This window comes from Sulfitobacter sp. BSw21498, from assembly GCF_006064855.1.
In the GTDB taxonomy this organism is placed as follows: domain Bacteria; phylum Pseudomonadota; class Alphaproteobacteria; order Rhodobacterales; family Rhodobacteraceae; genus Sulfitobacter.
Map to the genome: position 1 here is coordinate 2,902,501 of NZ_CP040753.1, position 13,460 is coordinate 2,915,960.

9 protein-coding genes, 1 tRNA gene and 2 rRNA genes are annotated in these 13,460 nt (G+C 53.2%); 11 read left to right on the plus strand and 1 reads right to left on the minus strand.

The window, feature by feature from the left end:
• Positions 1-284: 284 nt before the first annotated feature.
• From E5180_RS14005 to E5180_RS14015, 3 genes are all read left to right on the plus strand, one after another.
• Positions 285-3,119, plus strand: a 23S ribosomal RNA gene (locus E5180_RS14005).
• An 89-nt stretch (positions 3,120-3,208) separates the two neighbouring features.
• Positions 3,209-3,323, plus strand: a 5S ribosomal RNA gene (gene rrf / locus E5180_RS14010).
• A gap of 74 nt (positions 3,324-3,397) precedes the next feature.
• A tRNA-Met gene (locus E5180_RS14015) sits at positions 3,398-3,474 on the plus strand.
• Between the two features lie 509 nt (positions 3,475-3,983).
• Here E5180_RS14015 and E5180_RS14020 read toward each other — a convergent pair.
• A protein-coding gene (locus E5180_RS14020; protein WP_138924922.1) for an IS3 family transposase occupies positions 3,984-5,143 on the minus strand; the annotation gives its coding sequence in 2 pieces (ribosomal slippage) (positions 3,984-4,894 and positions 4,894-5,143; 1,161 coding nt in all).
• 220 nt (positions 5,144-5,363) lie between these two features.
• Between E5180_RS14020 and E5180_RS14025 the strand changes: the two genes are divergently transcribed.
• The 8 genes from E5180_RS14025 (at position 5,364) to E5180_RS14055 (ending at position 13,244) form a co-directional block, all read left to right on the plus strand.
• The gene (locus E5180_RS14025; RefSeq protein WP_171048954.1) at positions 5,364-6,287 is read left to right on the plus strand and encodes a nitrilase-related carbon-nitrogen hydrolase; all 924 of its coding nucleotides are present in this window, start codon (positions 5,364-5,366) and stop codon (positions 6,285-6,287) included.
• Positions 6,288-6,598: 311 nt separating this feature from the next.
• Entirely contained in the window at positions 6,599-7,057 is a 459-nt protein-coding gene (locus E5180_RS15975) for a GAF domain-containing protein (protein ID WP_254700488.1), read from the plus strand.
• 27 nt (positions 7,058-7,084) lie between these two features.
• On the plus strand, positions 7,085-7,711 hold the full coding sequence (locus tag E5180_RS15980) for a sensor histidine kinase (protein WP_254700489.1): 627 nt from the start codon (positions 7,085-7,087) through the stop codon (positions 7,709-7,711).
• Positions 7,712-7,872: 161 nt separating this feature from the next.
• The gene (locus E5180_RS14035) at positions 7,873-9,537 is read left to right on the plus strand and encodes a phosphoethanolamine--lipid A transferase (RefSeq protein ID WP_138924924.1); all 1,665 of its coding nucleotides are present in this window, start codon (positions 7,873-7,875) and stop codon (positions 9,535-9,537) included.
• Positions 9,534-9,935, plus strand: coding sequence for a diacylglycerol kinase (locus E5180_RS14040; protein WP_138924925.1), 402 nt, complete (start codon positions 9,534-9,536; stop codon positions 9,933-9,935). Before E5180_RS14035 ends, E5180_RS14040 begins: the two co-directional genes overlap by 4 nt.
• 113 nt (positions 9,936-10,048) lie before the next feature.
• Positions 10,049-10,705, plus strand: a complete 657-nt coding sequence (locus tag E5180_RS14045) for a response regulator transcription factor (RefSeq protein WP_138924926.1) — start codon at positions 10,049-10,051, stop codon at positions 10,703-10,705.
• Between the two features lie 17 nt (positions 10,706-10,722).
• Entirely contained in the window at positions 10,723-12,051 is a 1,329-nt protein-coding gene (locus E5180_RS14050; RefSeq protein WP_254700491.1) for a sensor histidine kinase, read from the plus strand.
• A 63-nt stretch (positions 12,052-12,114) separates the two neighbouring features.
• Positions 12,115-13,244 (plus strand): IS3 family transposase gene (locus E5180_RS14055; RefSeq protein WP_441351430.1). Its coding sequence is split into 2 segments (ribosomal slippage): positions 12,115-12,364 and positions 12,364-13,244, totalling 1,131 coding nucleotides; the frame shifts between segments, so codons are not numbered across the junction.
• The last annotated feature ends 216 nt before the right edge of the window (positions 13,245-13,460 follow it).

The window sequence follows — 13,460 nt, forward strand, 5'->3', positions numbered from 1 at the left end:
GAAAGAGACGTGTTGTCCAAGTCAAGTACACTAACCAGAGTAGTGACGCCTACTTCCTGCACGGAAGGTAGGCTAGATGCACTGCTCGCTGTCCAATCTATAGTGATTGGGCGGGTAAAAAAGTATGCTTTTGATCTGGAATAAGGAAAGACAGTTTCTTACCAGCTTCTGTCTTCCACGTTGGACTGACGTCCTGCAATCTACCGGCCTTTGAGGGTGTAAATAGTCCTCAAGTAGCCGAATAGGGGGTAGGACATTAAATCAGTCTTTCTTTTTCTGGATCAAATCAAGCGCGAAAAGGGCGTTTGGTGAATGCCTTGGCAGTAAGAGGCGATGAAAGACGTGATACTCTGCGATAAGCCATGGGGAGCTGAGAATAAGCTTTGATCCATGGATTTCTGAATGGGGCAACCCACCTGATACTTTGTTATTATTGCTCGGCAACGAGCAGCTAATAACTTGGTAAACCAGGTATTTATAGACTGAATACATAGGTTTATAAAAGCAAACCCGGGGAACTGAAACATCTAAGTACCCGGAGGAAAGGAAATCAATTGATACTCCCCTAGTAGCGGCGAGCGAACGGGGACCAGCCGAGCCTCAATTGTGGTTAGAATGCGTTGGAATGCGCAACCAAAGTGGGTGATAGTCCCGTATAAGAAGCATGAGAGGACGTATTAAGTAGGGCGGAACACGTGAAATTCTGTCTGAAGATCGGAGGACCACCTTCGAAGGCTAAGTACTCCTTACTGACCGATAGTGAACCAGTACCGTGAGGGAAAGGTGAAAAGCACCCCGACGAGGGGAGTGAAACAGTACCTGAAACCGAACGCCTACAATCAGTTGGAGGGACTTTACGTCCTGACAGCGTACCTTTTGTATAATGGGTCATCGACTTGGTCTCACAAGCAAGCTTAAGCCGTTAGGTGTAGGCGCAGCGAAAGCGAGTCTTAATAGGGCGTTGAGTTTGTGGGATCAGACCCGAAACCGAGTGATCTAGGCATGGCCAGGTTGAAGATAAGGTAACACTTATTGGAGGACCGAACCCACATCCGTTGAAAAGGATCGGGATGAGCTGTGCCTAGGGGTGAAAGGCCAATCAAACTCGGAGATAGCTGGTTCTCTGCGAAATCTATTTAGGTAGAGCGTCATCCGAATACCCTCGGGGGTAGAGCACTGGATGGGTAATGGGGCCCCACAGGCTTACTGATCCTAACCAAACTCCGAATACCGAGGAGTACTAGATGGCAGACACACAGCGGATGCTAACGTCCGTTGTGAAGAGGGAAACAACCCTGACCTACAGCTAAGGCCCCTAATTCATGGCTAAGTGGGAAAGCAGGTGAGACGACCAAAACAACCAGGAGGTTGGCTTAGAAGCAGCCATCCTTTAAAGATAGCGTAACAGCTCACTGGTCTAAATAAGTTGTCTTGCGGCGAAGATGTAACGGGGCTCAAGCCATGAGCCGAAGCTTAGGATGCATTTATTGCATGGTAGCAGAGCGTAGTGTGACATAGTTCCATGTGTCCTTATCCTCCTTCGGGTGGAATTGGACACAAGGAGCTTTCTGTGAAGCGGGCCTGTGAGGGATCCCGTGGAGAGATCACTAGTGAGAATGATGACATGAGTAGCGACAAAGAGTGTGAGAGACACTCTCGCCGAAAATCCAAGGGTTCCTGCTTAAAGCTAATCTGAGCAGGGTAAGCCGACCCCTAAGGCGAGGCCGAAAGGCGTAGTCGATGGGAACCAGGTTAATATTCCTGGGCCAGATGGAAGTGACGGATCTCGAAGGTAGTTCATCCTTATCGGATTGAATGGGCTGCTTAGAGGTTCCTGGAAATAGCTCCATCGTTAGATCGTACCCTAAACCGACACAGGTGGATAGGTAGAGAATACCAAGGCGCTTGAGAGAACTATGTTGAAGGAACTCGGCAAAATACCTCCGTAAGTTCGCGAGAAGGAGGCCCGGTCTGTACGCAAGTACGGGCTGGGGGCACAAACCAGGGGGTGGCGACTGTTTATTAAAAACACAGGGCTCTGCGAAGTCGTAAGACGACGTATAGGGTCTGACGCCTGCCCGGTGCCTGAAGGTTAAAAGGAGGGGTGAGAGCTCTGAATTGAAGCCCAGGTAAACGGCGGCCGTAACTATAACGGTCCTAAGGTAGCGAAATTCCTTGTCGGGTAAGTTCCGACCTGCACGAATGGCGTAACGACTTCCCCGCTGTCTCCAACATAGACTCAGCGAAATTGAATTACCGGTCAAGATGCCGGTTACCCGCGGTTAGACGGAAAGACCCCGTGCACCTTTACTACAACTTCACACTGGCATTAGGCCGAACATGTGCAGGATAGGTGGTGGGCTTTGAAGCGTGAACGCCAGTTTGCGTGGAGCCTCCCTTGAGATACCACCCTTGTTCTGCTTGATGTCTAACCGCGGTCCGTTATCCGGATCCGGGACCCTGTGTGGTGGGTAGTTTGACTGGGGCGGTCGCCTCCTAAATCGTAACGGAGGCGCGCGAAGGTTGGCTCAGAGCGGTCGGAAATCGCTCGTTGAGTGCAATGGCAGAAGCCAGCCTGACTGCGAGACTGACAAGTCGAGCAGAGTCGAAAGACGGCCATAGTGATCCGGTGGTCCCAAGTGGGAGGGCCATCGCTCAACGGATAAAAGGTACGCCGGGGATAACAGGCTGATACTGCCCAAGAGTCCATATCGACGGCAGTGTTTGGCACCTCGATGTCGGCTCATCTCATCCTGGGGCTGGAGCAGGTCCCAAGGGTACGGCTGTTCGCCGTTTAAAGAGGTACGTGAGCTGGGTTTAGAACGTCGTGAGACAGTTCGGTCCCTATCTTCCGTGGGTGTAGGATACTTGAGAGGAGTTGCCCCTAGTACGAGAGGACCGGGGTGAACGATCCACTGGTGGACCAGTTGTTATGCCAATAGCAGTGCTGGGTAGCTATGATCGGACAGGATAACCGCTGAAGGCATCTAAGCGGGAAGCCCCCCTCAAAACAAGGTATCCCTGAGAGCCGAGGTAGACCACCTCGTCGATAGGCCAGAGATGTAAGCGTAGTAATACGTTCAGTTGACTGGTACTAATTGCTCGATAGGCTTGATTTGATCCAGTAGAAGAAAGACTAATCTACTGAGACAAAAGCATACACATACAATCAGTTGTACTGACTTGGACATTTAGAGGTTTTACTCGGTTTGGTGGTCATAGCGTAAGCAAAACACCCGATCCCATCCCGAACTCGGCAGTTAAGTGCTACTGCGCCAATGGTACTGCGTCTTAAGACGTGGGAGAGTAGGTCACCGCCAAACCTAGCAAAACCTCTAAATAACGTATCTCTCTGCGATGACAATTAATAAGCCAATACATACTCATTGGCACCCGGCGCGGGATGGAGCAGCCCGGTAGCTCGTCAGGCTCATAACCTGAAGGTCGTAGGTTCAAATCCTACTCCCGCAACCAAACTTAACACACAAGCCGCACCCAATCAGGTCGCGGCTTTTTTGCTGTACGCAAAGCTCAACAATCCCGACGGCTTACCCTCCAGCAGCGCCGTATGGCCACGCTCCGCATCGTGACGGATTGTAATGCTGTCGATAAGCGCGCCGAGGACTTCAGACGCGCGATGCACAACATCCGGGTCGTTAAGGATGTCGGAGATGTCGTCAATCGCCGCACGGTGGAGTGCTGCTAAGTCCGGTGTGATCTCAATAGGATCCTGAGCCTGAGTAGCCAGATCCGCCTCAAGCTTTTTTATGAAACGATGTCCAAAGAACCTCTACTATGAACGCCCCCCTCTCGTGGGGACAAAATTTAAAACGGACGCTAAATGACGGATCTGGAATCGCGACAGATCGAAGTTCCATCCTGTTTTCAGGCCGATGACCGGCAAGCATGGTGCAAAGCTGCGAATGCCATACCGCAACTTCTAGACTGAATCCGGACTGACCTGCCCCCCGAGGCTCCCTCATTCATAACGAGAGTTTGCGGGTCTGGGTTTCATATTCTTCGTCGTCAGTTTGGGCAAGCGCGTCTTGCGCGGAGCCCTCAAATTGCTCAAGCGCTCGACGAGCTTCTGCCGGTGTTTGGTTCCCAAGCGATGAGTGCGGCCTGACGTTGTTGTAGTCGTATCGCCAGAGTGCCAGCTTGCGACGGGCGTCATCCAACGTATCGAAGATTTCCTCATTCAACAGCTCGTCGCGCAGGCTGCCATTGAAGCTTTCTATGAAGCCATTCTGCTGGGGTTTGCCGGGGTCGATGTAATGCCAATCAACGTCGTTATCACCGGCCCATTTTAGGATCGCACGACTGGTAAACTCCGTGCCGTTATCACTGACAATGCAGGCAGGCTTTCCATAAATACGGACAAGCGCGTCAAGTTCCCGCGCGACACGAGCGCCCGAGATGCTGGTGTCAGCCACCAAGCAGAGGTTCTCGCGGCAACAATCGTCGTTTACAGCCAGCATGCGGAACTTGCGTGACGCGCCGAACGTATCCGACACAAAATCTAAGGACCAACGCTCGCCAGGACGCAAAGCAACCGGCATTGGTGTCCGCGAGCCACGCGCACGCTTGCGGCCCCTGCGCCGTCTAACGCCCAGCTTTTCTTCAGTATAAAGGCGATACAGTTTCTTGTGGTTCATGATCCTTCCCTTGCGTTCCAGCAGCACACCGATCCGGCGGTAGCCAAAGCGCCGTCGCTTGCTGGCAATCGCTGTCATCTCTTCGCGCACTTCTGGAGTATCCGGTGACTGATCGCGCCGGACGGTCTTGGGATCGACACCGACAAGCCTGCACGCCCGGCGCTGCGAGATATCATGGTCTCGCATTGCCTTGCGTGCTGCGGCCCGTCGCACATTCGGTGTCGTCAGTTCTTTCCCAGCAAATCCTTCAACACAACATTGTCCAACATCGTGTCCGCCAGAAGGCGCTTCAGCTTGGCGTTCTCATCCTCCAGCGATCTAAGGCGATGAGTATCAGAAACGTTCATGCCACCATATTTGGCTTTGAACTTGTAGAACGACGCGGGACTCAAGCCATGCCTGCGGCACACCTCTGCCGTCGGCATGCCAGCTTCCTGTTCTTTGATCATTCCGATAATTTGGGCTTCAGTAAAACGGCTCTGTCGCATCTGTTTGCTCCTTCGAAGGTTGAGCAAACTCTACATTAAACTGAGGGAAGTTTCGGGGGGCAGGTCAAAAGAATTATCGCTATATGGAGAAATAGGACAGCTCTCTGCACATCAGCCGTACCGATATTCATGCATTTAGCTTTTTAACGGGAAACGTGTTGTAGAGGGCGGCTTCTGCGCTACTTCACACTGGACTAAACATAATTCAGCAGGGATGCACATGGAACACGTTTCGATCGACCTCTGGGCGTCAAATCTTGAACCCGTTGTCCCTGACCTTGCGGCATGGCTTGCTGAGCTTGAGGCGCGCGTCGCACAGACCGCTGCACGCGGCGGCCACATGCTTGTTCTTCCAGAATTTGCATGTGCGCAATGGTTAAGCTTTGCACCTGTGGATCTACCAACCGAAAGCACGATGGGGTGGTTGTATGAATGTGGCGAAATCGCATTGGATGCCATTGCTGATATGTCGGCGCGATACGGTATTTCGATCCTCGCTGGAACGATACCTTTTGCTGCAGGGCTTCAGGAAGGCACGCCAACATATCTAAACCGTGCATGGTTACTGACGCCCGAAGGCGCGCGCCACGCGCAGGATAAGCTAAGCCTAACGCCACTTGAAGCGCAGGGAGCAGGCGGCGTTACCGTTCATGGTGAAACGATTAACGTGATTGAGTGGAATGGTCTGCGCATCGCAATGATCATTTGTCTGGATAGTGAATTCACCCACCTCTGGTCACGGCTTGGGCAGCTCGATCTTGATCTGATCATTATTCCGGCCAAAACGGATATGATCACAGGCTATAACAGGGTCTTTAGTTGCGCTCGTGCACGGGCGATTGAGCTTCAGACTGTTGTTTGCGTTCTTGGCGCAGTTGGTGTGCCATTTGGACAGCCCCTGACGGATACAGGCGTGGGTGGTGCCAGCGTCTTTCTGCCGTGCGATGTCGGTGTCGCGCTTGATGGTATTCACGTCACTCTTGCACCGCAGACGGCCGCGATGATGACAGATCGCATTCTGATTGCGACTGATATTCCAGTGGGTGCGTGCCGGAGAGTGCGTAACGGTCATGCCGAGGCCGAAGTTTGTCCGGCAATATGGAACGCTGATCATCTGTCCGTCGTTGACCCGGCCTCTCAATAACATCTGATTTAGAAGTTATGTTTTTGCTTTTAGTTCAACCGGTTACCTTCACGGTGGTCCAAACCCCGCTTTGCTAAGGCTGACCTTCGATCACTGGACGGCATCAAATAATGGGCCGACTTTGCCGCAGCTTCTTGGTGTGCGAAGAGCCTATCGGCGCTCGGACAAGTTAATATTGGAGCGTCCCGTAAGTGGACATGACGCAATACGCCCCCTTCCCAAACCAAATTTTTGACCGCTGACACTGGCGAATATTGCAATTAGCTTTCTCAAGAGCGCCTAGGAGTTCTGACATAGTGAGATGCTAAGCCATGAATGCCCCATCCAACGCTCACGATTTCCTGCAAGATATTGACGCGATCGGTCGCAGCGCGGTCATTCCAACACTACTTGAAACGATAGTGCCCGCGATCGGTATGGGCTTTGCAGCTGTAGCGCGCGTAATCGAAGCGCGCTGGATCACATGCAGCGCTCTCGACAATATATCGTTCGGTCTAACGGCAGGCGATGAGCTCGTGGTGGAAACCACACTGTGTCACGAGGTCAGGCAATTCGATCAGGAGATTGTGATCGATGACGTGAACAACGATCCCACCTACGCCGCGCATCACTGCCCCGCCCGTTATGGTTTCCGTAGCTATATCTCCGTGCCGATCCGACGCGCGAACGGGTCATTCTTCGGCACACATTGCGCCATCGACCCCAACCCTTTCCGCGTTAAGGATGAACAGGTTTTGGCTATGTTTCGACTGTTTGCCAAGATGATATGAGAAATCCGGGATGCTGATGAGAAACTTTTGGCGAGCAAAGATGCCTCGTCGCACGAGCGCGGTCTGGCTCACGTCCAAGAGCAGTTCATAGCTATCTTGGCGCATGATTTGCGCAATCCGATAAATGCACTGTCGTCTGGCTGTAGGTTGATAGAGCGGCGAAATATTGATGCCGAGACGGTTGAGCTCGTAGGTTTGATGCGCGCTTCGGTTAATCGTATGGGGCTCTTAGTCGAGAACCTTCTGGATCAGGCCCGCAAACGCAGTGGTGGCGGAATCGTTATCGAGCGGCACCTATCCGAAGATTTGGGCCCAGCTTTACATCAGATCTGCGCCGAGCTTCGGACCGTGACGCCAGATCAGCCGATTGAGATGACCGTCGAGTTGCCATACCCTGTGTCTTGCGACGTCGCGTGCATGTCACAGTTGTTTTCGAACCTGCTGGGAAACGCAGTCACCCACGGCACTTCAGGAAAACCTATCAAGGCCGCAGCGCGGCTTGTAGATAATGACTTCATTCTGACTGTTGCTAACAGCGGGGACCGCATTCCCGAAGAACTGCTTCCGACGATATTCATGCCATTCGAACGCACAAGAAACCGTTTCAGTCGCGAAGGGACACGGCGGGACGCTAACAGTAACTTCGGACGATGATGAGACCGTTTTCACTTTTCAAATGCCCATGTCATCCAGCCTATCACGCGCGAATAGGGCTGTGCTTGTGACACCAGCGGATACAGTAAAACGCCATTCGTAAGCTTGTCGTAAGCTTTGACTGGTCATGAGCACGTAATTAATCTTGCGAAAGCTCTGCCATGCCCTTTGTCCAAGCCCTTTTATACCGAACATCCCTTCTGCGTGCGCAAATAAGCATCTCACCAGCCCTACTGACCGTCTTTTCCATCGCTTTCATGTTTGGTGTCGACAATAGTACGTTCTGGTACATCGCCAGCGACGTCTTCTCGGGCCACCTACTTTCACTCATGGGCTATATGGCAGCCGTGTTCTGCCTGACGTTGGCGGCCTTCAGCCTGTTTGCATTTCGGTGGACAGTAAAACCGTTTCTAATTTCAATGCTCATATTGGCCGCCATGACATCGTATTATGTCGATACGTTGGGCATCATCGTTGATCGCGACATGATCCAGAATGTCATGGTGACCACCGTAGCTGAATCCAGGCATTTGATAACGCTTGGCTATGTGACCCATATTCTTGCCTTCGGTGTTTTCCCCTCGCTCATTGTGATGTGGGTACGCATTCGACCTCAGCGACGGGTCTGGGCTGCGGTGACGCCGATAGTGACATTTGTTGTCAGTCTTGCTTTGGCGACAGGGTTGCTGATGGTGGATTTGAAATCCTATGCGTCGATCCTACGCGAACGGAAGGATTTCATGAGCAGCTACCAGCCCGGCGCGCCGCTGGTGGGCGCGATCCGTTACGCCAAGATGATATCGCGTTCTGCCAACCTGGTCCTGACCAGCACAGGTATGGACGCAAAAGCCGGCGCTGCCTATGACGCGCCGCAAAAGCCTATGCTGACGATTGTCGTCGCGGGGGAAACCGCGCGGGCCCAGAATTTCAGCCTGAACGGATATGATGTCGACACAAACCCGGAACTGTCCAAGCTGCCCGTCATCAATTTCAGCAACACGCATTCATGTGGCACGGCCACAGCTGTGTCGCTGCCTTGCATGTTCTCCAAGTTCAGCCAAGACAGCTACTCTTTTGAAAAGGGTACCTCGACCGAGAACGTGCTGGATGTGTTGGGACATGCGGGGCTGAATGTCGAATGGTGGGACAATAATACGGGCGACAAAGCGATTGCCGCGCGGTTTGACACACGCAGATTGACCAATCTCAAGAACCCGGAATTCTGTGCAACGGGGGAATGTATCGATGGCATATTTCTCGAACCCCTAAAGGAATACATAGCATCGGTCAATAAGGACACGGTATTGGTGCTGCACCAGATCGGCAGTCACGGGCCGACCTACTATCAGCGTTACCCGGCAGAATTTGAACGCTTCACACCCGCCTGCCGCACCGCAGAATTCAAGAAATGCACGCCGCAGGAGATTACCAACGCTTACGATAACACAATCGCCTATACGGATCATATTCTGGCCCAAACCATTAACATGCTGGCCGCAAATGACGGACTGGCCACGTCGCTGATTTATGTGTCCGACCACGGTGAATCGCTTGGCGAAAGTGGGCTCTATTTGCACGGGGCACCCTATTTCATGGCACCCGAAACACAGACCCATGTGCCGATGATCCTGTGGATGTCTGACGCATTCCAATCCCGCTTTAGCATTGATGAAAGCTGTGTGGCCGACCAGAGGGACAAGGCGCTGTCGCATGACAACCTGTTCCACTCGTTGCTGGGATTGCTCGATATCCACACAGCAGAGCGCAATCCAGATCTGGATATCTTTACCCCCTGCAAAACAAACGTTGAGGTAGCTAAGTTATGAAGCCTGACCTAACAAACCCACGCGAGAAACCTGAACGGGTGACCGGGGTTGCCCATCTGTTTGCCGCTGCCGGCTACTCGATCGGGGGTGTCCGACGGCTTTGGACGGAAACTGCGTTCAGGCACATCATCGTGGCTCTGCCGATTTGTGGGTTGCTCCTCTACGGTATGGATGCGGGTGTCGCAGATTTTCTTGTCCTGTTGATCCTCTTTTCGGGCCTCATTGCGGTCGAGGCGCTGAACACGGCGATCGAATGCATCGTCGACCACTTGGCACCACAATGGGAGGTCTTTGCCCGTGACGCGAAGGATCTGGGATCCCTTGCGACGATGTGTCTGCTTTTCGCCAACGGCGTTTTTCTGGGCGCGGTGATCTTGCGCTTTTACGGTATGAGGTGAAAGAAGTTGGATGAAAAGACCGACAAAAATAGAATGCATTACACAGAAATGCGTGATGATGTCAGCGGGGGCCGAACCGGCCAGCGCGCGTCAGGGAGTTGGACAGAAGCACAATGCGTATATTGCTGATCGAGGACGAAAAAGCTCTGGCGCGGCCGCTCAAGGAGCACCTGGAAGCGGATCGACACATTGTTGAATGGTTCTGTACGCTGGACGAGGCAGATGCCGCGCTGCATACGCTGGAGTATGACGTGGTGCTTTTGGACCTACACTTGCCTGATGGTGACGGGCTAGAATTTCTGAGCAAACTGCGGGCGAGGGCGCTGCGCACGCCGATCCTCATTCTGACCGCCCGCGACAAGGTGTCGGACCGGATTGATGGATTGAACCGGGGGGCCGATGACTATGTGATCAAGCCCTTTGATTTGGACGAGGTCAAGGCGCGCATTCACACCGTATGTCGGCGCAGCGCCAACCAGATTGCACAAACCATTCACCTGCGCGATTTGGTGGTCAATCTGTCCGATCACACGGTCATGCGCGAAGGGCAGCCCGTGCGGCTGACTGCTAAAGAGTGGGGCGTGTTCGAGACACTTCTGCGCCGCAAGGCTCAGATCGTGCCGAAAGAAAGCCTTGAGGCGGCCATCTATGCCTATGGCGAAGAAGTTGAAAGCAATGCGCTAGAAGCACACATCAGCCGTCTGCGCAGTAAGTTGGGAAAAGCCCTTATCGTCACACACCGTGGCATGGGATACGCTTTGACCTCATGACACGCCGCCGTAAAAGCATGGTTCAGTCGCTGCTTGGTTCGTTGCTTTTGCCCGGACTGGCCGTGATGGTGATCGGCGTTTTGATCGTCCACCATATTTTCAAAGAAGAATATGACGAGCTCCTTGATGCCAGCCTGGTGGGCAAGGCACACCTATTGTTGGAATTTATCGAAACCACCCAAGGCTCAACCGGTTTTGACGTGGGCAGTCTGCTGGATTTCGAAAACCAACTGCGTAAGCCGGATGAGCGCTCGGTGATGTGGGCTCTTGACGAGAAGGGGGAGGTCTATGCGCAGTCAAAGACCGTTGGTCGTTTCCCGCTTCCCGCGCCACTGATACCGGGTCTGAGCACCTCGGACGGGCATCGCCTTATCGTGCTCCGTTCAGATCAGCCCGAGACGGGCAGCGTCGTGGTGGCCGAGCCGATGATCGAACGCAACGAAGCGATAACCGATGTGGTGATTGGCGTCGTTGCAGGTTTTATCATGCTGGGAATGCTTTTCGGTCTCTCTTCCTTCTGGGCGGTCCGACGGTCGGTCGCGATGATCGCCGAGCTCAGCCGCACCATCGCTGAAAAGAACGAGCACAACCTGTCCCCGATTGATCGAGAGAATGTATTTTCCGAGATCACCCCAGCGATCGACACGCTCGACGGACTGATGGCCCGACTTGACCGCGCGATGACTGCAGAACGTGCCTTTGCCACAAACGCCGCCCACGAATTGCGCACCCCGGTTGCCATTTGTCAGGCACAGGCGCAACGACTTCGGGCAAAGCTCAGTGCGCCCGATCAAATCGAAAACATTGTCGAGATTGAAACCGGTTTGAAGCGGCTTGAGCGCCTTATCGAACGCCTTTTGCAATTGTCGCGGGCGCAATCAGGGCTGGGCCTAACTGCGGTAGCGACAGACGTTAACCCTGTTATCAAACTCCTGATGACGGAAATGCGCAGCCGAAGCGCCCAGCCAGACAAGGTACAGCTGAACTTCCCAGAAGGGCGCTGTTTAACCCGCGTTGATCCGGATGCGCTTGGTATCATCCTGAACAATATATTCGACAATGCCCTGAAGCATGCCTGCGGCCCTTCGCAGACAATTATAGACGCCAGCCAACCGGGCCATGTTGTTGTCTTCAACGATTGCGACCCTCTATCATCCACAGACCTTGACCGAATTAAGCAGCGATTTATCCGGCGTGGCGCGCTGTCAGACGGCTACGGGCTTGGGTTGTCGATTGTTCAGGATCTGTGTGCCCAATCCGGATGTCGTCTTGAAATCTATGTGCCCTCGAAAAATAGCCCTCGCGGTTTCGCTGCTGATTTGCGCCTGCCAAAAGGCAAGAACTGAAGTGGTCCGGCAAAACTGGACAGCGTGCTAAGATGTATCCAACCTTGAAGACAGGATACACAAATGACGAAGAGACGCAGTTTTTCAGACAAGTTCAAAGCTACTGTGGCACTCGAGGCGCTACGTGGTGACAAGACCGCGCAAGAGATTGCAGCGAAGCACAAGGTTCATCCAACGCAGGTGACGACGTGGAAGCGACAGGCCATTGATGGGCTGACCGGGGTATTTTCCGATAAGGTCCGGCGGGCCGAAGTTAACGAAGCTGAGGTCAAAGAGCTTCACGCCAAGATCGGAAAGCTGGCGGTCGAAAACGATTTTTTGTCACAAGGGCTAAAGCGATGAGCCCGACCGAACGCAAGGCGCTGATCAACGCTGACCGCACAGACCTGAGCCTGACCAAGCAGTGCAAGTTGCTGAAGATTAGCCGGTCGTCGCTTTATTATACGCCAGTCGGTGTGAATGCTGAGACGCTGGAATTGATGAACGAGATTGATCGGGTGTTCACCAAATACCCGTTTTTTGGCAGCCGCCAGATCGCAGCTTATTTGCCCAGAAACGGGTTCTATGCAGGTCGGCATCGTGTGCGCCGCTTGATGGCTATCATGGGGCTACAGGCCATCTACAGAGGCCCGAACACCAGCAAGAGGCATCCTCAGCATCGCATTTATCCCTACCTGCTGAGAAACCTGCCGATCACGCGACCCAATCATGTTTGGTGCAGTGACATTACCTACATCCCCGTGCGACGTGGCTTCTTATATCTGGTGGCGATCATGGACTGGGCGACGCGCAAGGTGCTGGCGTGGCGGCTATCGAACACGTTGGATACCGGGTTCTGTGTCGAAGCCTTGAAAGAAGCCATCGCCGGATATGGTAAACCCGAAATAATGAATACCGATCAAGGATCGCAGTTCACAGGTTCAGCCTGGATCACCACTTTGACTGACGCTGACATCAAAATATCGATGGATGGGCGTGGCCGTTATCTCGACAACATTTTCATCGAACGGCTGTGGCGATCCCTCAAACAGGAGGCCGTATACTTGCATGAATTGCAGGACGGGTTCCAAGCCAAACGCGTTATCAAAGATTGGATCAGCTTCTACAACATCGAGCGGCCTCACACCGCTCTCGACAAACGATCACCCGACGACGCATTCTTCACAACAGAACGGACGCAGAAGGCCGCATGAAACCAACCAGATTACATCTTAGCTGAGCCGCAAACCTGTCTTAAAAAGCAGGACCACTTCAAACAGCCAAGCCTAGCGACGTTAAGGCCTGCTTCTCCGAGTGATGGAACATACATCGCAAGTGCACAGAAAGTCGGCTTGCCGCCTTTTATCCTAAAGGTCTTCGCAACCGCAGCGAAAACAGAGCGCCTGCAGCGAACGGCATGAAGGTCCGCC